The sequence below is a fragment of the Mycoplasma sp. HS2188 genome (assembly GCF_025209835.1).
Classification (GTDB): domain Bacteria; phylum Bacillota_I; class Bacilli_A; order Mycoplasmatales; family Metamycoplasmataceae; genus Mycoplasmopsis.
This window is the reverse complement of sequence record NZ_JAOAOI010000001.1, coordinates 80,540-104,933: the sequence shown is the minus strand read 5'-3', so window position 1 is coordinate 104,933 and position 24,394 is coordinate 80,540. Positions and strand designations below refer to the sequence as shown.

Sequence of the window (24,394 nt, the reverse complement as noted above, 5' to 3'; positions counted from 1 at the left end):
TTATGAAATTAAATTCAAATAAAAATAACCCTAAAGATTTATTGATGCTAGTCAATAATTCTTTAATTTTTAAACAAAAAACAGAAAAAAAACCAATTTCTAAGTCTTCATTAATTTTGTTAGCAAAAGGAATTAATTCGGTTATTGAAGCTAATTCAAATATTTTAATTTCAATTGAAGGAGTAACACAAAATCAGTATATCAGTAAAATAGCGTGTTTTTTACAACAACAAGGACACAAAATATACGAATTTGATAAGCACATTTCTATTCCACTAATGGTTGATGAATTTGTTGTTAAAAATGAACCGATAGATTATTTAATTAAAATCAGTATTTCTGTTAAAAACAAGTTTGTAAAAGTGCAAATCAAGGACAAAAATTTTGAAAATTTGAACGAGAAAGACATTGAAGAAATCACTCAAATTTATGATCAAAATCCAGTGTTTAATATTGATTATGAATTGCAACCATTCGAGCAAATTGAGTATAAAAAATACTGTGATTTATTGACCTCCAAAGAACAAATATTGAAACCTTTTTTAAACATTAAGCAAAGATATTTATCAACTCACTTGCTTTCATACACAGTTAAAAGTAATTCAAAAATTTTGGAAAAATTACTAATCAATAACGGCAGTGAAGATACATTCAAAACCACTCGGAAAGCGCACAGTTTTAAGTTTTTAAAATTTCTAACTTGGTTTAATAAAAGAAGATTATTAAAAAGAAACATAAATAACATTTTCCATATAGATGAATTATCTGAGTTAAATGTCGGTTTATTGATTAACAATAAATACCGTTTTCTAAATTCTAATTTTCTTGCCCTTCTTTATCTTGATTTTTATTTAGAAGAATATAAGAGAGGAAAAGTTGATGTTTCTCAATTCAAAATTTTAATTCCTTATACTGCTAATTATGCTGTTAAGGATTTGTTATCTCAATACCATATTGAATGAGAATATTTTGACGAAAACACCTATAGAATGTATAAAGACGACAAAAATTTTGTCTTTGCTTACACTGAAAATAATTTTATTCCTAACCCCAAATATTCCCTAGAGTTTAACAATTATTATTTTTTCGCTTGTCTACAATGAATGTTAAATTCATATGTTAATAGAAATAATTTATTGAGTTTTAGATACAACAAACTGATAGAAAATTTTGGCGTTGTTAAGACCAAACATGAAGAATATAAATTACAGCCCAAAAACATAAAATACATTTCTAGTTTTATAAGAAATTTATACAACGGTAAAAAAGACAAGCAATGAGCTCAAATGGAAGTTATTGAGAAATGGGATAATGGTAAATATTATTTATTTAGAGTTGAAACAATTAAAAAACACGAAATATTAATTTATTATGACTTTTATAAAAGCAAGATTTGCGTTGATTTAAAAATGTGTATGATATACGAATATCGCTCTAATTATTCATTCTTAGATCACTCGAATATACAGTTTAAAATTTGAAAAATAACAAACAATCTTAGAAATTATGTAAAAAAACAGAAAAAAATAGAAAAACAAAAGCAAAAAATGTCTATTTAAAAATGAAATTATCTGTTTTGATAAATTTGCATTTATATTATAATTCAAAAGCATATTACAGCTGATAACCATGGCTATGACATATTTGTTCATAATGGATTTGAAAGTAGGATTGCTGAAAACCGAAATCATTAAACAAATATTAATTAGCTGGAGATTATCCCTTTTGACGTTTTATGCAGAAAGAGGAAACATGAGATACACAGGTCCAGTTTTTAAAAAATCACGTCGTTACGGTTTCTCAATTTTGGAAACAGGTAAAGAGTTTTCAAAAGGTAAAAAGAGATCTTACGCACCAGGACAACACGGTAACAAACGTGTAAAATTATCAGACTACGGTCTACACTTATACGAAAAACAAAAAGTTAAATTTGTTTATGGTTTAAATGAAAAACAATTAAGAAAATTATTTGAAAAAGCAGCAAAAATCAAAGGTGTTTTAGGTACAAACTTAATTCAATTACTTGAATCACGTTTAGATAACTTAGTATACCGTGCTGGTTTTGCTAACACAAGAAGACAAGCAAGACAATTAGTTGCTCACAACCACTTTACATTAGATGGTAAAAAAGCAAATATTCCATCTATGTTAGTTAAAGTTGGTCAAAAAATTGCTCTAAAAGAAAAATCACAAAAAAATGTACAAATTACAGCAAACTTAGCTGAAAAACGTACAGCAGGCTGAATGACATTAAAAGAATTCGAAGTTTCTTTCGATCGTCTACCTGAAAGAACTGAAGTATTACCAGAAATTAAAGAAAACCTAGTTGTTGAGTTCTACTCAAAATAATTAAGGTTTAGGAGACATTTATGAAAAAAGATATACATCCAAAATACAACACTGTTAAAGTTGTATGTTCAACATGTAATACAGAATTCGAATTCGGTACAACAAAATCATCAATTTCAGTTGACGTTTGTTCAGGTTGCCACGTAGCCTACACAGGTGATAGAGCTAAAACTAAAGCAACAGGTATGATTGACAAATTTAATCAACGTCTTGCAAAATCAGGCAAAAAATAATTTTTCACTAAAACGCCAATTGGCGTTTTTTGTTTTTGTTATGCTAAAACATAGCACAAAAACAAATAAAATAATACTGACCTAAAAGTCAATAAATTGAACGAATAGTATTGCCAACAAAAAACATAAAATATCAATAAATTCAGTAGTTTAATCAATAAAATATTCAGCTTTTTGAATAAAATACCCTTTAATTTATTGTTCTTGTTTTACTAAAGCGTTTGCGTGTTTAATTTAAGGCTAGCCAAAAATAAAGCTCTTAATTATTTTTAATTTTCTTAAAGCTTTAAACTTTTATTTCAATAATATACTCACATTTTTTTGAACTAAATTTAGCACTCAAAAGGTAAATTTGCTAAAAAATGGTATAATAATTTTATGAATAATTATGATTTAAATCCAGACAAACGATTGATTTTAAAATCAGTTATAGATTTGTATATTGAGACAGGACAACCAGTCGGTTCAACAACACTTGTTGAAAGATTTGGTATTAAATTTTCAAGCGCAAAAGTTCGCTATATTATGAACGATTTAGAACAAATGGGATATTTAGAAAAAACATATACATCAAGTGGTAGAATCCCTTCAGTTAAGGGTTATAAATACTATGCAAATTTCCTTGTTCTTCACGATTCATATTCATTAAGAGAAAAAATTAAAGATATTTTTGCTAATCGTCGAGCCAATGTTGATGAAACAATTAAAGAAGCATGTAAAGCTATTTCGGACACAATAGGATTAACATTAATTACCAGTGAAACTAACGAAAACTCAACATTAAAAAGTATTCAATTAGTTCCGTTGAGTAACGACATGGCAACAATAGTTTTAGTTACTTCATTTGGTGAAGTAAGCCATAAAACTGTAAATATTGATTTAACCAAAAGCGACATGGAGGATTTAAGAATTGCTATTAGAATTTTTAAAGAGAGAATGATTAATGTTCCAATTTTAAAATTAAGAGAAACAGCGGATAGTCTAGCTCCAATTTTAGCGGCACAAATTAAAAATTATGAATCAATACTTGAAAGCATGGTTAATAATGTATTTGACTTTGAATTGCAAAACAAAAACGTTGTATATGGAAAAGATAAAATTGTTCTAGTTGACGAAATATCACGTAGAGATCTTTCGAACATTTTATATTTAATAGAAAATCAATCAATTTGAAAAACAATTGAAGGAGACAAGAGCGATGATGATTCAACACTTAAAATATCAGTACGTGATGATCATAGCTCAATAATTACTAAGAAAATTGAAGGCGGCGACAGTAAAATTAGAGAGATAAGTCTAGTTGGCTCAAATAGAATGAATTATCATAAGTCAATCGCAGCAATCAAATTATTAGAAGATTTAATTATCGATAAAGGAGAAAAATAATGAAAAAATTAGAATTGGGTTCAAAAATAAAAGTTGACGTTAAAGTATTTAATCAAGGCAAAATTATCAAACAATTAACAAAACGTAATTTTTTGATGACATTAGGTAAAAATCAAATTGCCCCAGATGTTGATGATAAAATCATTCAAGCTGGATGAATGGAAAAATACACTATTCCTCATTTATTTCAGAATACAAATGACCCTGATATTGAAGGCAAAACTTTAAATATTGAAATTTTTAACCTTACTTTCAAAAAACGTTATTCAAAAAAAGAAAACAAAGAGCAACAAAAGATTGACAATTTGAACACAGAAATTGAAAATTTAACCAAAATCAATAAACAACTGAACGAAAAATTTGTTGTTTTGGAAGAAATTAATCAAGATTTAAAAGAAAAAGTGCGTGAATTATCTAATAAAATTGCCGAAAACAAAAGAATTACAGTTCCTGAAGACGAAATTAAAAAAATTAGACAATATGCATTGCAAAAGTTTTTTGAAGAATTTAGCAATCCTTATTCAACATTAAAAGCGGCAATTGCATCAGGGGTTAATACTCCCGACAATAACGTCAAGACCTATGTTAAAGGGTTTGAAATGGTTTTATCGATGGTCGAAAATGTCTTTGGCTCACATGGACTCAAAATTGTTAAACCAAATATTGGAGATGCATTCGATCCTAATTCTCAAAAAGCAATCGACTTTGTTATTGATAACGATAAAGAAGCAAATACAATTGTGAAAGTAAATTCTGATGCTTACATGCTTTTTGATAGAGTAATAAAACCTGCGATAGTGGTTTTGAGTAAAAAAGAACAATAAATTCAATATTAAATTGGAGAAAAACTTTACTATGAAAAAAGATAATAAACATTTAAATAAATTTAAAACCGCTAGCAAAGATGCATGAAGTTTAGTCAAAAAGAGCAACATGTTGATGTTGGCTATTGGGCTTTTAATCGGGACTTCATTTAATACAGTAGTTAAATCATTAGCTAATGATGTTATTTTGCCACCAATCGCATCATTATTCGGTTTTAGTGAAATTCAAAAATGAACTATTGGGGAGAACATTTTAATTGGTAAATTCCTAGCAGCTTTGCTTGCTTTTATTATTGTCACAATTGTTATTTATTTAGTAATGATGACAGTGTTTATCATAAAAGCAGTAGTTGATTTTAGAAAATTGTTAAAACTTAAAGAAAAACCAAAACCAGATCCAACCACTGAAGAATTGATTTTAGCTGAATTGAAAAAAATGAATGAAAACTTTGAAAAGAGACAATAATTACAAACCGCACAACTGCGGTTTTTTATTATTTTTTTCCTTTTTTGAAAAAAAATTCGTTAAATCGTATATGTCAATTGGGAGGTAAAATGAAATACAATATCAAAAAAATTCCAATCAAAGAACAAGCAAAAATTTACGGTGGTAGTGCGCTTTCGGCATTCACAGCAATTGCACCAATTGTGATATCAGGTTTTAGTGCAATTGCCAATGTAATTAGAATGTTCACTTCTAAATCAGGTGAAAGTAAAACCGGAACCAATTCAATAAAATGAAACAATGAACCGGGTAAAGCGGTAGAAAATTCAATCACAAAAACAAAAAGTATTTATTTAAGTTATTAATTAAATAAAAATTCTTTTCTTTACGGGCTTATGTATTATAATAACAACGTTACTTTTGTAACCATTCTGAACGGGTTTACAAGTATGCTTCGCATCACCCTTAAGATGAGCCACAAAATTCAGGAGATTAATAGATATGATCGCTATTATTGAAACTGGAGGCAAACAAATTTTAGTCAAAGAAGGACAAACAATCTTCATCGAAAAAATCGAAGGTGAAGAAGGTTCAAAAGTTAAATTTGACAAGGTTTTATTGGTTGGTGAAAAAATTGGTCAACCATATCTTGAAAAAGCGTATGTTGAAGGAGAAATCCAAAAACAAGGCAAAAGCAAAAAAATTATCGTATACCGTCACAATGCTAAATCAACTCACAAAAGAAAATTAGGACACCGTCAACCTTATACACGTGTTCTAGTAAACAAAATAGTAGGATAATTTAGAAATGGCACACACGAAAGCCGGTGGTTCTACCAAAAATGGTCGTGATAGTCGCGGCCAAAGACTTGGTATAAAACTAGGTGATGGTCAATTCTGTACAGCAGGATCAATTATTTTCCGTCAAAGAGGAACAAAAATTTTTCCTGGTACAAATGCTGGAATTGGTAAAGACGATACAATTTATGCTTTAATTACAGGATACGTTAAATTTGAAAAACGTAGAAACCGTACATATGCCTCAGTATATGAAGAGAGAGTTGTAACTCCAAAAAACAAATAATATTATAATCAGCGCAAGCTGATTTTTTATTTTCAAATTTAGAAAGTAATAAAAAAGTTCTTTTTTTAAAATAAAAATCAATTTATTTGTTGAAATATCGGAGGTAGAATGAATGAATTACTAATTTATTTCTCATATATCAATAGAGGCGATAATTATAAAATTTTTAAGGATTTAGTGAATAAAAAGCGAGTCGAAGAGTCCAATATTCAACAAGTGTTGAATAATTTAAAAAGAGAAGGAGTTAAATATATCACTGTTTTTGATGACGAATATCCGCAAGCACTAAAAGCACTTAAATATGCACCATATGTAATTTACTACAAGGGCAATTTAGACATTTTGAATAAAAATCTAATTTGTTTAACTGGCGATATAAATAATAATGATACAGACAAATTTATTGAAAAAAGTATTGATAATTTCAGTAAAAACTTTGCATTAATAACAACCGATTTTAGTCAAATGGACCGAAACATAGCTAAATATTTCCGCCAAAATAATAATCAAATATTACACATTCTAGCAAGTGGCCACTCATATTTGAGTCCCAATGTCAATATTGAAAACGAGTTGTATATAAGTCAGTATCCACCACAAGTGAATCCAAAATTACAAAGATTTAAAGAAAGGAATATTTTAACAGCAGCGATCGGAAAGCATTTAGTAATTTATGGTTCAAAGGAAGGCTCGGGAATAATCAATTTAGCGTATAGTTTTACTGATTTTGGTAAAAATGTTTATTGTTATCCGAGCACAAATTTAGAAGATGGCAATAATTTTCTACTAAAAAATGGAGCTAATTTGATTACTCATATTGCTGATTTAGTTACTTATTAATTTTGATTTGAACAGGAAAAAATATTGCCCAATTATATATAAATATATATACTAAAAAAATAATTTTAATTATAATATCTCTATGAATCATCAAAACAATAAGAATAAAAAAACCGAACCATTGGCAGTTCGTAAAGTGAATCAAAAAATTAGAGAATTTAAAATGGGTTCCTATGCTTATGATTTTGAAAATCCACACGAAAAAGAGGTTAAACATAAACGTAAGTTGCAATATTTACAACGAACATTTTACATGTTTTTGGTGGCCTTTCTTTTCAACTTTGGTGTAATTGTTTTTTTACAAAAATCCGAAACTATTCCTTCTGGACTTTCCGGAATACCAATGCTAATCACTTTGGTTTGATCTAGCACGAAACCATATTTCGCAGTTTTATATTTAGCGTGTAATGTTCCACTGTTTATCGTGTTTTGACGAAAAACAAAATTATCCTTTACACTCCATACTTTAGAATTTATGCTCTTTCAAATTGTAATTAACTTTTTATTAACAATTGGGGGTGAAAACTCGGTGGCCTCATGATCACAAAAAGTTTTCAATATTGCTCCGGGTTGAGAACAAGTTATTGAAGTTATTAACGAGAAGACAGGAATTTCACAAAAATTCGAAAACCCAATAACATGACCTATTATTGCTAATGGTTTAATTGGTTCGGTTTTTGTTGGTATATCAATCTCGCTTGCGTGAAAATTCGGTGGTTCAACCGGCGGAACAGATATTATTGCTTATTACTTTTCAACTAAAAAACAAAAAAGTGTAAGTTGAATGTTATCAGTGTTTGCGATTGTGACTACAATTATTTTCTTAGTTATCTTCTCTTTTGCTCGTAAACATTATCCAGCAGCTAAAGTAATTCACTTTGCAGATGGTACACAGCAATATAAAGTTATCAATCAACGTGTAATTATTGGTATGCGTGAATTAACTACATTTGTTTACATATTTGTTGTAAATGGCTTGATTTCGATTTTATATCCAAAATATAAAAAAGTTAATGTCGAAATTTCGTGTGGTGCATCATTTGCGCGTATTGTTGAGTACTTTAAAGAAATTAAATACTGACATGCATATTCAATATTTACCACTGAAAGTGGTTATACTGGGGAAAAAGTATACAAAATCAATACGACAATGCTTTTATTAGAAACGAAAAATATTATCAAAGATTTAAGAGCAATTGACCCCAATATTTGAATTAGTATTAAACCTACTTATCAAATACACGGGAATTTCAATACCCATTACGTGGATGAAAATTAGAATAATTATCAATTTAAAACATCATGGCTTACAACCATGATGTTTTTATTATTATTGAATATCTTCTTCAACTTCTTTTTGTTCATCTGCAACTAGTTTTTTAGCATCAGCTAATTGAAGGCTGAAAAATGTTGTAACACCACGGTTTTGCATTGTTGCTCCAAATAATGAGTCAACACGTGACATCGTACCGTGACGGTGTGTAATTACTAAGAATTGTGTTTTAGCTTTTAATTCTTGTAGATATTCAGCATATCTAACAACGTTAGCTTCATCAAGCGCCGCCTCAACTTCATCTAGAATACACAATGGTAAAGGACGTGCTTTTAAAATTCCAAATAATAGCGAAATTGCTATCAATGATTTTTCACCACCAGAGAACAATTTAATGTTGGCAATGTTTTTGCCTGGAGGTTGAGCTTTAATTTCAATACCTGATTCTAAAATATCGTTAGGGTCGGTTCAATATAATTCAGCTTTACCACCACCAAGCATGGTTGCAAAAACATCGTTGAATGGCCCATTAACATCATCAACAATACCGGTCAATCTTGAAATGATAATTTTATCGTTTTCTTCAATTGATTTTTCAATTTTATTTTTGGCATCAGTTAATTCTGCAAAGCTATTGCTGAATTTGTTAAATCTTTCTTCTTCTTCAACTAAAGCTTCCAATGATTCAATGTTTACGTTTCCTAATTTGTCTATTTCTTCACGTAAATCACGAACAATTTCTTCAGCTTGTTCACGTGGAAGTTCAAGTTTATAATTTTCAGAAGCCGACTCAAAAGTCATTTTGTATTGTGAAGCAAGTCTTTCTCTTGACTGGTCTAATAATAATTTTGAACGATCTTTTTCACTTAATTTGTTAGCGTATGATAAAACTAATTGATTAAGTGTTGATGAGTAATCATTACGTGTTAAATTAGTTTGTTCAATGTCATTGTTCAATAATCTAATTCTTTGTGCCTTAGCATTTAACTCAGACTCAAGAGTTATTTTTTTGGTGTTTAAAGCTTCTAAATCACTCTGTGCTGTTTTGACATTTTCTTTATTTTCGTTGTTCAACGATAAAATTTGAGCATTTAAGTTTTTCAACTTAATTTCAAAACTATCAAGAGCATTTTGCTCATTAGCTTTTTTAGAATTTAATGTTGAAATTTGACTTTGTAATGATGCTTCAAGTTCGTATGCTTGTTTTCTCGAGTTTTCGACTTCATGTAATTTAGTTAAAATTAATTGAATTTGAGCATTAATTCCGGGAATTAAACCTTGTAGTTCTTTAATTTTTTCATCAAAACCTAATAAACTTTGAGTTTTATCTTTAGCACCACCAACTATAACCCCACCAGGTCTAATTGTGTCTCCATCTAATGTTACAATCATGTAACGACGCTCTAATATGTTTGCAATTTTGTTGGCTTGATCAATGTCAGTAACAACAATCACGTTACCTAATAAGAATTTTTTCAAAATGTCAAATTCGTTAGTTGTATCAACTAAATCCGAGGCAACGGCCACGAACCCTGGATGACCTTGAATACCTAACAAATGATCATCACGAACAAATTTTGCTTGAATTGACGATAACGGAATGAATGTTGCACGCCCGCCATCATTTTGTTTTAAGAAATTAACAGCTTTCACAGCAGTTTCTGATTTATCAACTACGATATGTTGAGTTGCATTTGCTAAAACTGTGTCAATAGCACGAATATATTGGTTGTCAATTTTAATTAAGTCTGCTACTGTACCTTTTAGTGGTTTTCCAAAAAAGGCTTTATTTTCTAAAATTGTTCTTGTACCTTTAAATAATAGAGTATTTGATTCTTTTTGTTGCTCTAAAACTTGAAGATGTGTACGAATTTTTGTTAAATCGTTATCTTTTTTGTTTCTTTGAATGTTTAGTAAACTAATAGCTTCTTCAGCTTTTTTTAGTGTCATTCTATTTTCGCTGGCACGAATGTTTAAGACTTGAATTTGTCTGTCAACTTGTTGAATGTTTTTGGCGTGGGTTTGGGCTAATTTTTGGTATGCATTAATTCTCTCTTCGTTACTTGCACTAATTTCACCTTGCGCAATTAAACGTTCACGCGCTGTTTCTTCTTTAAGGACTAATTCGATGTTACGAAGTCTTTCGTTTATTTTTTTTAGCTCAATGTCTAGTTCGTCATATTGTTTTTGTGCTTCAATTCTAAAACTAGTGCTTTGACTTATTTTAGTTTCGCACTCTTTAATGCGTTCGTCTAGATTTATTTTTGTCTCTTGCACACCGTCTAACTCTTGCGAAAGAGATTCATATTTTTCGCCAAAAGTTTTGATGTTATCAACTAAAAGACCAATTTCAACTTCTTTTAATTCATCATTTTTAGCAATAAAAATTTTTGCTTTTTCCGCTTGTTTACGTAGCGGAATTAATTTACGCTCGATTTCTTTGATTCTAATATCAATTTTTTCCAAACCTTCTTGAGTACGAGCTAATTTAGTTAATGCTTCTTTTTTTCTAAATTTATATTTTGATACTCCGGCCGCTTCTTCAAAAATTGCTTTACGTTGTTCAGCTGTTGATTGGGCAATGTCTGAAACAGTACCTTGCGAAATGATCGCAAGACTTGATTTACCAATTCCAGATTCCATCGCAATTTCTAAAATATCTTTTTGCCGACATTCTTCACCGTTTATATAGTATTTATTTGAACCATTACCACGTTCTAAAACCCGCGAAATAGTAAAAATTTCGTGTGGAATTGAATTATTTCCTTCTTTATTGTCAAATGTTAAAGTAACTTCAGCACGATTCATGGCTTTTGCTGTGGCTGAACCTTGGAAAATAACATCATCCATTTTGTCACCACGAAGTTCTTTAGCGCTTCTTTCTCCTAAAACCCATCGAATGGCATCGTTAATATTCGATTTTCCTGAACCGTTAGGACCAACAATACCTGCTACACCGCCATCGAACGTCAGTGCAATAGGATCAGCAAATGATTTAAACCCATGTGCTTCTACCTTTATTAATTTCATTATTCCTCCTGACTTTTACAAATATTATATTGCGTTTTGTATATTATTCAGTGTTTGCAAGTTTAGTTAAAGCATTTTTTGCTGCATTTTCTTCAGCTTGCAATTTATTTTTTCCATAGCCCTCACCAAATATTTGGTTGTCATGCATTGCTTTGGAATAAAATTTGTTTTCAACCATTACCGTTTCGTAAGTAACTGAGTTACGTGAAAATGATTGAATATATTCTTGAAATAACGTTTTTGAGTCTTTTAATTTATTCTCGTCGATTTCAGTTTTAAAAAGCGTTTGTTGTAAAAATGTATTGACTTTCTGAATACCCTGATCCAAATATAAAGCACCAATAAATGATTCGAATATATCAGCACCAACTTTTTCAGAGCGCATAATTTCTTCATACATCATTCCTGGTCCTGTTAAAAGGAATCTTTTTAAGCCTAATTTATTGCTTAAAGAGTTTAAACTTTTTGTTGAAACGAGTTTAGAACGCATCAAAGTTAAATTTCCCGCATTTGAATTGCTATATTTAGAGTAAAGAAATTTTGAGCTTAAAAACTGCAAAATTGAATCACCTAAAAATTCTAAACATTGATAATCAACTGCTTCGGGTGCTTGCTTACGGCTATTTTTAAAGCTTGGGTGTGTGAAAGCTGCTGCGTAATCAGAAAATTTTTTGTAGTTAATTTGGTAAGACTTTAAAAATAAAACAAAGTCATCAATCGTTTTTTTATTCATCATTACTTTCTAAAGCAAGTTTTACTTTTTGTAAAACATCGCCTTCAAGTGCTATTTTGATTTGATTTAATGCGCCTGTGTAAGCTTTCTCATCACTACCACCGTGTGATTTAATAGCTACACCATTAACTCCAACTACTCATGCAGCACCAACGTTACGATAATCTAGTGTTTCAGCAACATCTCTAAAAGCATTTTTGGCCATTAAGGCACCAATTTTTCTTCATGGCGAAAGCATGATTTTACTTTTTAGCAATGTTTTAAAACTTAAGACAGCTCCTTCAAGACTTTTTAACACTAAATTACCACCATAACCATCAATAACAGCTACATCACAAACAGCATTTAAAATTTCCCGTGGTTCTCTAAAACCGATATAGTTAATTTCTTGTTTTTGTTTAAGTAATTGGTGTGCTGCTCTAATGTTTTCAGTTCCTTTATTATCTTCAGTTCCGATATTAATTAGGGCTACTCGTGGAGTGTTGATTTTGAGCATAACTTGTGCAAAAACATTGGCAATTGTGGCTCATTCAACTAAATATTCAGGTTGAACATCAATGTTAGCACCAACATCTAACATGACAAACTTGCGTCCTGTAATAGTTGGCATAATTGGCATAAATGCGGCACGGGAAACATTTTTTAGTCGTTTTAATTTAAATGTGTTTGTCGCTAAATATAATCCACTATTTCCTGAACTTAAAACTGCGTCAGCTTCATTATTTTTTACTAAATCGATTGCAGTATTCATTGATGTGTTTTCGTGTAAAGAGGCTCTGAAATTTTCTGGATCATTAGCCAAGTTCGGTGAGTGCACAATTGAAATATTTTTAGGTTTCTGGTCAAAACCTTGAATTTTTGTTGTATTAATTTCATTTTCATCACCCACCAAAATTATGGTGAAATTAGGGTTTGATTTTGCAAAATTGTAAGATGCTTTTAATGCTGCTAAAATTCCATTGTCATTACCCATAATATCGAAAGCGATTTTAAATTGTCTATTCATTTTATTCAAATCCTATAATAAAGTGGTAATTTGGCTGACTTCCGTTGTATATTTCAACTTCAACATCATATTTACTTTCAATAAAACTTTGAATTTCACTTGCGTCTTTTTCTGAAATATTATTACCGTAATATACTGAGATAAATTCATGATCTTCGGTAATTGTTTTATCAATTAAATCCTTGGCTGCTTTTATGTAAGTTGACTGGCTAGTGATAATTTTGCCATCCGCTATACCAATAAAATTACCTTCTTTTATTTTGATATTGTGCATTTTTGTTGTACGAATTGCTTGTGTGATTTCACCAGTTGTAACTGTTTTTATTGCTTCGTTTAATAATTCAAGATTGCTTTGTGCATCTAAATCATGATTGAAATTCAACATTGCGGCAATTCCTTGTAATTGGCTTCTTGTTTGGATAATAAAAACATTTTTATCATTGATAATTTTTCCGGCTTGTTCAGAAGCTAGGAAAATGTTTGAGTTATTAGGTAAAACAAAAACATTTTTCGAATTTACTGAATTAATTGCGTCAACAATATCCTGGGCTGATGGATTTTGTGTTTGACCACTTTCAATAATCGCATCGCAGCCCAGCTCACGCATTCTCGAAATTATGCCCGCTCCTAAATTACATGAAATAATTGCGCATTCTTTTTCGTCCTCAGATAAGACAGCGTTTGATAAAGTAACATTTTTATTACGTGTTTGTTCGGCTTGTAAACTCATATTTTCAGACTTAATTTTGATAAATTCACCGTATTTTTGACCAAAATTCAACAAACTACCTGGTTTTAAGGTATGTCCGTGTACTTTTAAAATTTCATTATCTTGAACAACAACTAAACTTGTGGCTTGTTTTCCGATTTCTTTTTCAAAATATTTTTTGTCAAAATTTTTGCAATCATTTAGCTCAATTATAAATTCTGTACAGTAACCAAATTCGCCATCATAAACTTCGCCATCTTGAATGAAAGTATTTACATCGCTTGACTCTTCACTAATTGCAATTGGTTGTCCTTTGATAAATGAATTCATCCCTACTAAAATTGTGTAAAAACCTTCACCACCTGAATCGGTAACACCAACTTCACGTAAAACTTTTAATAAGTTAGGTGTATTGTCACAAGCTTTACGAGCAAATTTTTCTGCTAATTCGAAAAATACTTCAAAAGTTGTATTTTTATCAATAATCTTAGTTAACTCCTCGGTTGTTTCACGAATAACGGTTAATATAGTTCCTTCAATTGGTTTCAACACTGAAGCATAAGCTTTTTCAGTAGCTTTTTTAAATCCATTTAACAAACCTAGAACATCAACACTTTTTTCATTTTCGAAAGCAAGTGAAAATCCTTTAAAAATTTGACTTAAAATAACTCCTGAATTTCCACGAGCACCAAATAGCATGCTTTTAGAAAACTTTTTCGCCACTTCTCCCAAGTTAGCGTTGCTGCGGTCAATTGCATCGATAGCTGATTTCACTGTTGAAGACATGTTTGTTCCAGTATCGCCATCAGGCACCGGAAAAACATTTAATGCATCAATTCTGTTTTTTGCATTAATTAAATTATTTGCCCCGGACAGACACAAATCATAAAACATTTTACCGTCTAATTTATTAGTCATTATTTAGACCTCCTATTAAAATATTTAGTTTTCCTAATTTTTGATTTTTCTTTCTAAGTGCGAATCTTAGTAAAGAATTAATCGAAGTAACAATATTTTTTAAGTTACTATTTTTTAAAATTGTTATTGAAGCTGTAAAATCTCACACGTTATCACGCGAATTTACAATCACACAATCATCATGAATGTGTGATTGTTCATCGTAAGGACATTTAATACTAAAAACGCCAGGTGTTGTTTCGAGAATGTCAATAAAAATTTTGCTTACATCTAATTTATCCACTTTGCCTCCATTACTTTATTTAGTGCCAACGAGTAAATAAAGTTATCATATTATATATTAAATTATAAATATAATGTATTATATAAAAATATGGCAGAAACAATAGAAAACGCAATCATTTTAGGAATCAGTGATTCGCCAACAAGTGTTGACGATTCTTTTGTTGATTTTTTCACTACGAGTGGTCGCATTAGATTATTAGCAAAAGGCATTAATAAAGCACAATCTAAAAACCGTGCTAATTTACAAATTGGCTCAGTAGCACAAATTGAATATTTTAAGGCTCGCAGAATCAATAGTGTTGGCCGTCTTAAACGTTCAAATTTACTCGAAAATGTTGATTATAGCAATGAACAAAATTTGAAATTTGTCAGTAAAATACTGGTAATTTTTGAAAAAATTAAAAATAAATCAGTAAGACTTTTTGATGCTTACTGATCTGCTATTCAAAAATTACACGAAGGTTATAATGAAAGATTGCTTTTATTTGTCCTGGCCAATGCCTTATCATATTTTGGTCTTATGCCAATTCCTGATAGGTGTGTTATTTGCCAAAAATACACAAATTTGTGCGATTTTAGTTGATATTTAGGCGGCTTTTTGTGTGATAATCACAAAAAAAGCATTAGATGAAATAAAGAGTTAAAAACAATTTATTTTATGTTTTATGATTTAGATAAATTTCTTGCTATGGCTAATGACAGTATTGTTGCCCTAATAAAGCACGAATTGTTAGACTATTATCAAAGTAACGGAATTTATTTTGATTTTTAATAAATTACAAACTCAGTGTTTCTAATTCGCTGCGCAACTCCGGATTTTGACTCAATATATCTTTTAGGGCTTTTTTACCTTGACAAATATTTTCGCCTTTATAAGCAAACCAAGAACCTTTTTTAACTAGTACTCCTTTTTGAGTTGCTAACTCAATTAATTCACCTAATGAGTCAATTCCTTTACCGAAAATTATTTCAGTTTGGAATGATTTAAATGGGGCAGCAAGTTTATTTTTAACAACTTTTACTTTAATGTCATTTCCCACAATTTCTTTACCTTCAACAATACTTGAAACACGACGCACTTCTAATCTGATCGATGCGTAAAATTTCAAGGCTCGACCTCCGGTTGTGGTTTCAGGGTTACCAAACATTACACCAATTTTTTCCCGTATTTGATTGACAAAAATGATCGTGGTATTAGTTTTATTTAACGATGCTACAATTTTTCTTAATGATTTTGACATCAAACGTGCGTGTAATCCAATTTGGTTATCACCAACTTCGCCGTTTAGTTCGGCTTCAGGAACTAAAGCGGCAACGGAATCGACTATGATTAAATCGATTGCACCGCTTTTTGCCAAGTAATCGACAATGTCCAAGGCTTGTTCGCCACTATCTGGCTGCGAGATTATGACTTTATTAGGGTCAATTCCTAAATTTTTGGCATAAACAGGGTCAATTGAATGTTCGGCATCGATAAAAGCTGCCACACCACCTTTTTTTTGCACCTCGGCAATAGCGTGCAAACACAAAGTAGTTTTTCCGCCACTTTCCGGTCCAAAAATTTCGATAATTCGACCTTGTGGATAGCCACCAATCCCTAATGCTTGGTTTAATAAATACGAACCACTTGGAATAACATCAACGGTAGCATCTAAATCTTGTGAGTCAAAAAAAGTTATTGCCTCTTTACCAAATTTTTTAGTTATTTCACTGATTGCTTCTTGTACAGCAGGATTTAATTTTATTTCTTTTTGATCTTTGTCCATAATTTCCTTTCGCTATACTAAAAAGTTTTCATGTCTTTTTTGCTAAGAAAAAATTTTTTTATTATTTTTAGCCCAATAACATTATTTTTTTCCGAAAAGACAGCAACATCTATTATTTCTCTTTATTTAATTATTATATTATATTACTTATTATATTTCGTTGCTCCATTCTTATTCAACAACGCTTGTCGGTGTTCCAAAAAAAATGAAAAAATGAGAATCAACAACGCTTATTGGTGTTTCGTGTTAAAAATATTTATTTTTTTAGTTTCGCTTTTTTTGATTTTATATTAGAATATTTAAGCAACTATACTTAGAAGCGTAAGGTTGTTAAGCGGCCATGAGTTGTTGAGGACTGCTTAAGAAATTTATGTGGAGTATCGTTCAAAAATGAACAAAGGAGACAACATGAGTAAAATCAATATCAAGCTAAAAGCTTTCGAACATGAACAACTTGATTTTGCTGCGAAAAAAATAGTTGAAATCGCACAAAAAAATAATGTTAAGTTCTCAGGTCCTGTAGCTGTGCCAACAAGAAGACACGTTGTTACAATTCTTAGATCTGTACACATTAATAAAAAATCTCGTGAACAATTCGAAGCAAGAGTACACCAAAGAATCGTTACTCTAATTGATGCTGATGCGAAAACTTTAGACCAAATTCGTAGATTCGAATTTCCAGCTGGAGTACAAATCAGCGACATTAAAACAAATTAATTAATTTATTTTAAACAAATCCAACTTCAAATGAAGCAATGGTCGTTATTTATAACGTGAAGGAGAAAATATGAAAGGAATCTTAGGACGTAAAATTGGTATGACTCAAATTTTTACTGAAGAAGGACTATCAGTTCCAGTTACAGTAATCGAAGTTAAACCAAATGTTGTGTCAAAAGTTCTAACAGCTGATAAAAATGGATATGTTGCAACACAATTAGCTGTTGAAGAATTAAAAGCTAGTGCAGTTAATAAACCACTTGCTGGTCAATTTAAACAAGCTAACACAACACCTAAGCGCTACATTAAAGAAATTCGTGGCATGGAAGGTTACGAATTAGGACAACTAATTAAAGCAGATATTTTTACATCAGGACAATTAGTTGACATTACCGGAACTTCAAAAGGTAAAGGTTTCGCCGGTACAATTAAAAGATGAAACCAACACATCGGACCTAAATCACACGGTGGTGGTGGTGGTAGCCAACCAGTTAGACAAACAGGATCACTTGGTGATATCGCCGGAAACAAGGTTTTCAAAGGTATGACAATGCCTGGACATTTAGGTGCTGTTCAAACCACAGTACAAAACTTAGAAGTAGTTAAGGTAGATGTTGTTAATAACATTTTATTAGTTAAAGGTTCAATTCCAGGACCTAAAAAATCACTAGTTATCGTTAAAGAAGCTGTTAAAGGTTTACCAGCGCACAAACCAGTTGTCTTGGTTGACGTTGAAGAAGTTGTTAAAATGAATGACTTAGTTGAAAGAGCAAAAAAATACGGTATTGAAGTTAAAGTTGGAATGCGTTCAAATGAATTAGAACCTCTAATTCTTGAAGCAGAAGCAAATGAAGCTGCAGAAGGAGATAAATAATGGCTGTTAATAAATTCTATTTATCAGAAAAATTCGACAAAGACAGAAACATCTCATTCAACCTTAAAAAAGAAGGTGTTAAAAAAGCCAAAAACTTCAAAACTTTTAAAGAAGGTTTAGAAGAATTTGAAAAAGATGCTGCTAAACTTGAAGGTGAATCAAGAGTTTGATTCCACAGAGATGGTAAATTCTCTGGTTCAATTGCTACAACTAAAGTTAAAACTATTATCGACACTTTAGCATCTAAAAACGTTAAAGACGAAGAAACAATTAAATTCTTAAACGAAGAAAAACTAGTTGATGTTTCAACTAATAAAACAAAAGAAACTAAAGCTAAAAAAGTAGAAGTTAAAAAAGTCGATGAAAATGCTAAATTTGAATTTGACAATTCTAAATTACCTGCTAATGTATTTAGTTTAGAAAAAATTTACGAACAAGCAATTTTTGACACAATTATGTCAGAGAGAGCTTCAAAAAGACAAGGAACTCACTCAGTTAAAACACGTGCTGAAGTTAGAGGTGGTGGTAAAAAACCATGAAGACAAAAAGGTACAGGACGTGCTCGTGCTGGTTCAACCAGATCACCAATTTGAGTAGGTGGTGGACGTGCTTTTGGACCTAGAACTGAAAGAAACTACAGTCTAAAAGTTAACAAAAAAGTTAAAAGAGCAGCCTTCTTGAGTGCTTTAACCTTATTAGCACAAGACAAAGCTGTTTTAGTTGATGATTTCAAATTAGAAACCATTTCAACCAAAAACGCAGTTGCTAAACTACAAAGTTTAAATATTGCTAACGTAAAACACGTATTAGTTGTTTCAAGTGATGTTAATGTATATAAATCACTAGCAAACGTAGCTAACGTTACGGTTATCAAACCAGCATCAGTTACTGTTGAAGCTTTAATTTGAGCTGACGTGTTAGTATTATCAAATGAAGGACTACAAACATTCGAAGGGAGAGCTAAATAATGGAATTAACTCAAATTATTCGTAAACCGATCCTAACCGAAAAAACAAACCTTCTACAACAAGAAAATAAATACACTTTCGAAGTTGATTATCACGCTAACAAATACCAAATTAAAAATGCAGTGGAATTTATTTTCCAAGTAAAAGTGGAAAATGTTAACACAATTAAAGTTGGTAAAAAAGCCAAAAGAGTTGGGCGTTTCAACGGTTTTACAAACCGTTACAAAAAAGCTATTGTTACTTTAGCTAAAGAAGACAAAATTGTTTTCTACCCTAACGAAGCAGAAGCACAAGACGAAGCGAAAATGGCTCAAAAAGCTGCTAAAGCTCAAGAAGTTAAACAAGCAGATCAAGCAGCTGAAGAAAAATTAGCACAAAAAATTGCTGCTAAAAAAACAACTAAAAAATCATCAAAAAAAGATGAAAAATAATTTAAGAGGATTTTAAATTGCTTAAATGACAAATTCCTCATATATATTTAAGCAAAGGAGAGAATAATGGCAATTAAACATTACAAGCCAACTACTAACGGTCGTCGTAATATGTCATCTCTTGACTATGGTAAAAATCTTTCAGGACATGCTCCTGAAAAATCATTACTAGTAATTTTGAAAAACCCAGCTGGTCGTAATAACCAAGGGAAAATTACAGTAAGACACCATGGAGGTCGTGTAAAGAGATTTTACAGATTAATTGACTTTAAACGTAATAAAGACAATATTCCAGCAGTGGTTAAGTCAATTGAATACGATCCAAACCGTTCGGCTAATATTTCATTATTAGCATACGCTGATGGAGAAAAAAGATACATTTTAACACCGAAAGGTCTTAAAGTAGGACAAACAGTTATTTCAGGAAACGATGTTGATATTTTAGTAGGTAACACACTACCTTTATCATCAATTCCTGAAGGTACATTAGTACACAACATTGAAATGCAACCAGGAGGGGGCGGAATTATCGCTCGTTCAGCTGGGGCTAGTGCTCAAATTTTAGGTAAAGACGATGATGGTAAATATGTAGTTCTACGTCTAAAATCAGGCGAAACACGTCGTATTTTAGCAAGAGCTCGTGCTACAATTGGTGAAGTTGGAAATGAAGAACATCTACTAGTTAACTTAGGTAAAGCAGGTAGAAATCGTTACAAAGGTATTCGTCCTACTGTACGTGGTTCAGTAATGAACCCAGTAGATCACCCACATGGTGGTGGTGAAGGTAAACAACCTATTGGACGTAAATCACCTCTTACACCTTGAGGTAAAAAAGCTCTTGGTGTTAAAACTAGAAAAACTAAAAAATCTTCAAACAAATTGATTCTAAGAAGAAGAAAGGATGCTAAATAATGGCTCGTAGTCTTAAAAAAGGTCCATTTGTCGACGACCACTTAATGAAAAAAGTTGAAGCTATCGTCGAAGGTGGCGCAGCAAAAAAACCAATCAAAACTTGATCAAGACGTTCAACAATCTTCCCAAATTTTGTTGGTTTAACATTCCAAGTACACAACGGTAAAAGCTTTATTGATGTTTATGTAACTGACGATATGGTAGGACACAAACTTGGTGAATTTTCACCAACTAGAACCTACACAGGTCATGGTGCTGATAAAGGTAAAAAATAATTATGCAAGCAAAAGCACACGTTAAAATTCAACGTATTAGCGTACGTAAAGCTGCTTTAGTTGCCGCTCTTTTCCGTGGAAAAGATGTGCGGGTAGCATTAGGTATTCTTAAAAACACCAACAAAAAAGCATCGGGTTTATTTATTAAATTAATCAATTCAGCAGTTGCAAACGCAACAAACAACCATGGAATGGACGCATCTAAATTATTTGTTAAAGAAGTTTTAGTTAATGAAGGTCCAACACTTAAAAGATTTCAACCTCACTCACAAGGTAGAGCATTTTCAATTTTCAAACGTACATCAAATTTATCAGTAGTTTTAGAAGAAAGAAACTAAGAAAGGCAAAATTATGGGACAAAAAGTTAATCCAAATGGTTTTCGTTACGGCGTAACCAAACAACGTAATACAACATGATTTGCAGAGAAAAAAGAATTTGGTACATTATTAGTTCAAGATGACAAAATTTACAAATTCTTTGATAAATTAGTACGTAAATACCAAATCGGTCAAATCGAAATTAAAAGAACACAAGCAAATAAAATAACTGTTGTTTTACATGTTGCTAGTCCAGCAAGAATTTTAGGTGAAGGTGGTGCTAACATTAACGCATTAAATGTTGCTCTACACAAACACTTAAAAGACAAAAAACTTGATATTAATCTACAAGTTAACCAAATTGCTAAACCAGAATTAAATGCTCGTTTAGCTGCCGAAGCAATTGCGATTAAATTAGAAAATCGTGAAAGCTTCAGAATTGCTCAAAAATACGTTATTAATGAAGCGTTAAAAGCAAGAGCAAAAGGTATTAAAACCGCTGTTTCAGGCCGTCTAAACGGTGTTGATATGGCTCGTACCGAAGGATATTCACGTGGTGAAATGAAACTACACACCTTAAGACAAGATGTTGATTACGCACAAGCAACCGCTCGTACAACATATGGTGCTATTGGTGTTAAAGTGTGAATTTCTAAAGGTGAAATTTTGGAAGGGGGATTAAACAATGCTTCAACCAAAAAGAACTAAATACAGAAAACCTTTCTTATTACGTCACGACAAACGTAAAGCACATAAAGGTAATAAAGTATCATTTGGTGAGTTCGGACTTCAAGCTGTTACATCAGCATGAGTAGATGCTCGTCAAATCGAATCAGCCCGTATTGCGATTACTCGTCGTATGGGTCGTGAAGGGCAAGTTTTCATTAGAATCTTCCCTCACTTCCAAAAAACATCAAAACCAATTGGTGTACGTATGGGATCAGGTAAAGGGTCACCAGAAAAATGATATACACCAGTTAAAGTTAACACTATGATGTTTGAAGTATCAGGTGTTAAAGAAGAGATTGCTCGTGATGCACTTCGTTTAGGTGGTCACAAATTACCTGTTAAATGAAAAATTGTTACTAAAGAAGATTCACAAGGAGGTCAACAATAATGGTTTTTAAAGATTTAAAAGCGAAATCAGTTGAAGAATTACAAAAACTAGTTAACGACCTAAAAGCAGAATTACTAACCCTTCGTTTTAAAAACAGAACTGGACAATTAGACCAAAGTCACAAAATTAACGCAGTTAAAAAAGATATCGCTAAAGCTCTAACTGCTATTGCACAACTTAAAGGAGACAAATAATGGAAAGATTAACAACACGTAAAACTCTAACAGGTAAAGTTACATCTGTTCGTGGTGATAAAACTATTTTTGTCGAAGTGGAAAGCTACCGTTCACACAACTTATATTCAAAAAGATATAGAGTTGTTAAACGTTTTGCTGTTCATGATGAAAAATTACTAGCATCAGTTGGTGACATCGTTAGCATCATGGAAACACGTCCACTTTCAAAAACCAAACACTTCCGTTTAGTAGAAATTAAACACAAAGTACAAAGAGGTGAAGAATAATGGTTATTGAACTATCTAAATTAAAAGTTGCTGATAACTCAGGAGCTAAAGAAGTTGGTGTAATTAGAGTATTAGGCGGATCACGTAAAAAAACTGCTAATATTGGTGACGTAATCGTGTGTTCAGTTAAAAAAGCATTACCTAACGGTGCTGTTAAAGAAGGTCAAGTAGTTAAAGCTGTGATTGTTAGATCACGTTACGGTATTAAAAGACCAAACGGATCACACATTAAATTTGATGACAATGCTGTAGTTATTATTAAAGATGATAAATCAATGAGAGGAACTCGTGTCTTTGGACCAGTTGCTCGTGAATTACGTGACAAGGGATATTTAAAAATTGTTTCTCTTGCACCGGAAGTATTATAGGAGAGCGATATGAAGATGAAATTCAAGAAAAATGACGAAGTTATCGTTATTGCCGGTTCTCACAAATGAGAACAAGGGCGTATCGTTCGTGTAGATGCTAAAAATAATACAGTATACATCAAAGATGTTAACATGCAAATTAAACATAAAAAACCATCACAAGCAAGCGAAGGAAGCATTAAAAAACAAGAAGGTCCTATCCACGCTTCAAACGTGGCAGTAGTTGCTAAAAAAGGTACTAAAACTAGTGCTCCTGTGTATTCAAGAATCGGATATCAAGTGGCAAAAAATGGTCAAAAAACAAGAATTATCAAGAAAACTAATAAGGAATATTAATTATGAACTTAAAGAAACATTACAATGACAAAATCGTTCCAGCTTTAATGGAAGAATTTAAATTTAAATCAATTATGCAAGTTCCACGTCTTGAAAAAATCGTTTTAAATATGACCGCAGGTAGAGAAGTAACAAATTCAAAAGCAATCGAAGAAGTTCTAAACGAATTAACATTAATTTCTGGCCAAAAACCTTTCCAAACTGTTGCTAGAAAATCAAACGCTTCATGAAAATTAAGAGAAGGCATGCCTATGGGGGGTAAAGTTACTCTTCGTAGAGATAGAATGTGAGACTTTTTAGAAAAATTAATTCACATTGCAATGCCTCGTATTCGTGATTTTCGTGGTGCTAATCCTAAAGCCTTTGATGGTAGAGGGAATTACTCATTAGGTATTAAAGAAGAAATCATTTTCCCAGAAATTGATTTTGACAAAATTAGAAGAATTAAAGGATTAGATGTTCAACTAATCACATCTACAAATTCAGATGCACAAGCTAAAAGATTACTTGAACTACTTGGAATGAGATTTGTTAAAGGAGATAAATAATGGCTAAAGTATCACTAAAAGCAAAACAAAAAAAACACGCGAAATTTTCAACCCGTTTTTACACTCGTTGTGAAATATGTGGTCGTCCACACGCAGTTTTAAGAAAATTTAAAATCTGCCGTATTTGTTTCCGTGTTAAAGCACACGCTGGACAAATTCCAGGATACAAGAAAGCGAGTTGATAAT

Annotated in this window: 32 protein-coding genes and 1 pseudogene; 27 read left to right on the top strand and 6 right to left on the bottom strand. The window is 31.4% G+C overall.

Features of this window, described 5'->3' with window-relative positions; all coding sequences use genetic code 4:
* Positions 1-2: 2 nt before the first annotated feature.
* From N1F73_RS00505 to N1F73_RS00455, 11 genes are all read left to right on the top strand, one after another.
* Complete coding sequence (locus tag N1F73_RS00505) at positions 3-1,559, top strand: MAG5620 family putative phospho-sugar mutase (RefSeq protein WP_260359408.1); 1,557 nt, start codon at positions 3-5, stop codon at positions 1,557-1,559.
* 193 nt (positions 1,560-1,752) lie between these two features.
* A complete protein-coding gene (rpsD, locus tag N1F73_RS00500) occupies positions 1,753-2,349 on the top strand; it encodes a 30S ribosomal protein S4 (protein ID WP_259290223.1) in 597 nt (198 codons plus the stop codon).
* Between the two features lie 20 nt (positions 2,350-2,369).
* The gene (gene rpmE / locus N1F73_RS00495; RefSeq protein ID WP_259290222.1) at positions 2,370-2,582 is read left to right on the top strand and encodes a 50S ribosomal protein L31; all 213 of its coding nucleotides are present in this window, start codon (positions 2,370-2,372) and stop codon (positions 2,580-2,582) included.
* A 378-nt stretch (positions 2,583-2,960) separates the two neighbouring features.
* Entirely contained in the window at positions 2,961-3,968 is a 1,008-nt protein-coding gene (hrcA, locus tag N1F73_RS00490; protein WP_260359407.1) for a heat-inducible transcriptional repressor HrcA, read from the top strand.
* A complete protein-coding gene (locus tag N1F73_RS00485; RefSeq protein WP_260359406.1) occupies positions 3,968-4,792 on the top strand; it encodes a nucleotide exchange factor GrpE in 825 nt (274 codons plus the stop codon). The genes hrcA and N1F73_RS00485 overlap by 1 nt, the downstream gene beginning before the upstream one ends.
* A 31-nt stretch (positions 4,793-4,823) precedes the next feature.
* Positions 4,824-5,258 (top strand): MscL family protein, encoded by a 435-nt coding sequence (locus tag N1F73_RS00480; RefSeq protein WP_260359405.1) that lies wholly within the window; start codon positions 4,824-4,826, stop codon positions 5,256-5,258.
* An 89-nt stretch (positions 5,259-5,347) separates the two neighbouring features.
* Positions 5,348-5,602, top strand: a complete 255-nt coding sequence (locus N1F73_RS00475; RefSeq protein ID WP_259290218.1) for a hypothetical protein — start codon at positions 5,348-5,350, stop codon at positions 5,600-5,602.
* Between the two features lie 136 nt (positions 5,603-5,738).
* Entirely contained in the window at positions 5,739-6,038 is a 300-nt protein-coding gene (gene rplU, locus N1F73_RS00470; RefSeq protein WP_259290217.1) for a 50S ribosomal protein L21, read from the top strand.
* 7 nt (positions 6,039-6,045) lie between these two features.
* Positions 6,046-6,321, top strand: a complete 276-nt coding sequence (gene rpmA / locus N1F73_RS00465) for a 50S ribosomal protein L27 (protein WP_130429698.1) — start codon at positions 6,046-6,048, stop codon at positions 6,319-6,321.
* 108 nt (positions 6,322-6,429) lie between these two features.
* Positions 6,430-7,161 carry a DNA-processing protein DprA gene (locus N1F73_RS00460; protein WP_259290216.1) on the top strand — a complete coding sequence of 244 codons (732 nt, stop codon included), beginning with the start codon at positions 6,430-6,432 and terminating at the stop codon, positions 7,159-7,161.
* An 82-nt stretch (positions 7,162-7,243) separates the two neighbouring features.
* On the top strand, positions 7,244-8,440 hold the full coding sequence (locus N1F73_RS00455) for a YitT family protein (RefSeq protein WP_260359404.1): 1,197 nt from the start codon (positions 7,244-7,246) through the stop codon (positions 8,438-8,440).
* Positions 8,441-8,491: 51 nt separating this feature from the next.
* Here N1F73_RS00455 and N1F73_RS00450 read toward each other — a convergent pair whose 3' ends face one another.
* Genes N1F73_RS00450 through N1F73_RS00430 form a run of 5 tightly spaced genes read right to left on the bottom strand, consistent with a single transcriptional unit; the run spans position 8,492 to position 15,113 of the window.
* The gene (locus N1F73_RS00450) at positions 8,492-11,464 is read right to left on the bottom strand and encodes an AAA family ATPase (protein WP_260359403.1); all 2,973 of its coding nucleotides are present in this window, start codon (positions 11,462-11,464) and stop codon (positions 8,492-8,494) included.
* 43 nt (positions 11,465-11,507) lie between these two features.
* Positions 11,508-12,197, bottom strand: a complete 690-nt coding sequence (gene rnc, locus N1F73_RS00445) for a ribonuclease III (protein ID WP_259290213.1) — start codon at positions 12,195-12,197, stop codon at positions 11,508-11,510.
* Entirely contained in the window at positions 12,190-13,203 is a 1,014-nt protein-coding gene (gene plsX, locus N1F73_RS00440) for a phosphate acyltransferase PlsX (protein WP_260359402.1), read from the bottom strand. Before plsX ends, rnc begins: the two co-directional genes overlap by 8 nt.
* A 1-nt stretch (position 13,204) precedes the next feature.
* Complete coding sequence (locus tag N1F73_RS00435; RefSeq protein WP_259290211.1) at positions 13,205-14,830, bottom strand: DAK2 domain-containing protein; 1,626 nt, start codon at positions 14,828-14,830, stop codon at positions 13,205-13,207.
* On the bottom strand, positions 14,823-15,113 hold the full coding sequence (locus tag N1F73_RS00430) for a hypothetical protein (protein ID WP_259290210.1): 291 nt from the start codon (positions 15,111-15,113) through the stop codon (positions 14,823-14,825). The genes N1F73_RS00435 and N1F73_RS00430 overlap by 8 nt, the downstream gene beginning before the upstream one ends.
* 90 nt (positions 15,114-15,203) lie before the next feature.
* Here N1F73_RS00430 and recO point away from each other — a divergent pair, with 90 nt between their 5' ends.
* Entirely contained in the window at positions 15,204-15,887 is a 684-nt protein-coding gene (gene recO, locus N1F73_RS00425; RefSeq protein ID WP_260359401.1) for a DNA repair protein RecO, read from the top strand.
* 4 nt (positions 15,888-15,891) lie between these two features.
* Here the strand turns inward: recO and recA are convergent, their stop codons facing one another.
* Positions 15,892-16,881, bottom strand: a complete 990-nt coding sequence (gene recA, locus N1F73_RS00420; RefSeq protein WP_260359400.1) for a recombinase RecA — start codon at positions 16,879-16,881, stop codon at positions 15,892-15,894.
* 408 nt (positions 16,882-17,289) lie between these two features.
* Between recA and rpsJ the strand changes: the two genes are divergently transcribed.
* From rpsJ to N1F73_RS00345, 15 genes and pseudogenes are all read left to right on the top strand, one after another.
* Complete coding sequence (gene rpsJ / locus N1F73_RS00415) at positions 17,290-17,598, top strand: 30S ribosomal protein S10 (RefSeq protein ID WP_259290207.1); 309 nt, start codon at positions 17,290-17,292, stop codon at positions 17,596-17,598.
* A 70-nt stretch (positions 17,599-17,668) separates the two neighbouring features.
* A pseudogene (gene rplC / locus N1F73_RS00410) lies at positions 17,669-18,292 on the top strand (50S ribosomal protein L3); the annotation flags it as partial.
* 179 nt (positions 18,293-18,471) lie between these two features.
* A complete protein-coding gene (rplD, locus tag N1F73_RS00405) occupies positions 18,472-19,440 on the top strand; it encodes a 50S ribosomal protein L4 (protein ID WP_260359398.1) in 969 nt (322 codons plus the stop codon).
* On the top strand, positions 19,440-19,871 hold the full coding sequence (gene rplW, locus N1F73_RS00400; RefSeq protein WP_260359397.1) for a 50S ribosomal protein L23: 432 nt from the start codon (positions 19,440-19,442) through the stop codon (positions 19,869-19,871). Before rplD ends, rplW begins: the two co-directional genes overlap by 1 nt.
* Positions 19,872-19,937: 66 nt before the next feature.
* The gene (gene rplB, locus N1F73_RS00395) at positions 19,938-20,783 is read left to right on the top strand and encodes a 50S ribosomal protein L2 (protein WP_260359396.1); all 846 of its coding nucleotides are present in this window, start codon (positions 19,938-19,940) and stop codon (positions 20,781-20,783) included.
* Entirely contained in the window at positions 20,783-21,058 is a 276-nt protein-coding gene (gene rpsS / locus N1F73_RS00390; protein ID WP_259290202.1) for a 30S ribosomal protein S19, read from the top strand. The genes rplB and rpsS overlap by 1 nt, the downstream gene beginning before the upstream one ends.
* A 2-nt stretch (positions 21,059-21,060) precedes the next feature.
* Positions 21,061-21,396, top strand: coding sequence for a 50S ribosomal protein L22 (rplV, locus tag N1F73_RS00385; protein ID WP_259290201.1), 336 nt, complete (start codon positions 21,061-21,063; stop codon positions 21,394-21,396).
* Positions 21,397-21,409: 13 nt separating this feature from the next.
* Positions 21,410-22,084, top strand: a complete 675-nt coding sequence (rpsC, locus tag N1F73_RS00380; RefSeq protein WP_259290200.1) for a 30S ribosomal protein S3 — start codon at positions 21,410-21,412, stop codon at positions 22,082-22,084.
* Positions 22,062-22,493, top strand: a complete 432-nt coding sequence (rplP, locus tag N1F73_RS00375) for a 50S ribosomal protein L16 (RefSeq protein WP_259290199.1) — start codon at positions 22,062-22,064, stop codon at positions 22,491-22,493. The genes rpsC and rplP overlap by 23 nt, the downstream gene beginning before the upstream one ends.
* Positions 22,493-22,687, top strand: coding sequence for a 50S ribosomal protein L29 (rpmC, locus tag N1F73_RS00370; protein WP_259290198.1), 195 nt, complete (start codon positions 22,493-22,495; stop codon positions 22,685-22,687). The genes rplP and rpmC overlap by 1 nt, the downstream gene beginning before the upstream one ends.
* A complete protein-coding gene (rpsQ, locus tag N1F73_RS00365) occupies positions 22,687-22,956 on the top strand; it encodes a 30S ribosomal protein S17 (RefSeq protein WP_259290197.1) in 270 nt (89 codons plus the stop codon). The genes rpmC and rpsQ overlap by 1 nt, the downstream gene beginning before the upstream one ends.
* Complete coding sequence (gene rplN / locus N1F73_RS00360; protein ID WP_130429719.1) at positions 22,956-23,324, top strand: 50S ribosomal protein L14; 369 nt, start codon at positions 22,956-22,958, stop codon at positions 23,322-23,324. The genes rpsQ and rplN overlap by 1 nt, the downstream gene beginning before the upstream one ends.
* Positions 23,325-23,333: 9 nt before the next feature.
* Positions 23,334-23,660: a 50S ribosomal protein L24 gene (gene rplX, locus N1F73_RS00355; RefSeq protein WP_260359395.1), complete on the top strand. Its 327-nt coding sequence runs from the start codon at positions 23,334-23,336 to the stop codon at positions 23,658-23,660.
* Positions 23,660-24,208, top strand: coding sequence for a 50S ribosomal protein L5 (rplE, locus tag N1F73_RS00350; RefSeq protein WP_396888601.1), 549 nt, complete (start codon positions 23,660-23,662; stop codon positions 24,206-24,208). The genes rplX and rplE overlap by 1 nt, the downstream gene beginning before the upstream one ends.
* Positions 24,208-24,393, top strand: coding sequence for a type Z 30S ribosomal protein S14 (locus tag N1F73_RS00345; protein ID WP_259290194.1), 186 nt, complete (start codon positions 24,208-24,210; stop codon positions 24,391-24,393). Before rplE ends, N1F73_RS00345 begins: the two co-directional genes overlap by 1 nt.
* Position 24,394 lies beyond the last annotated feature (1 nt).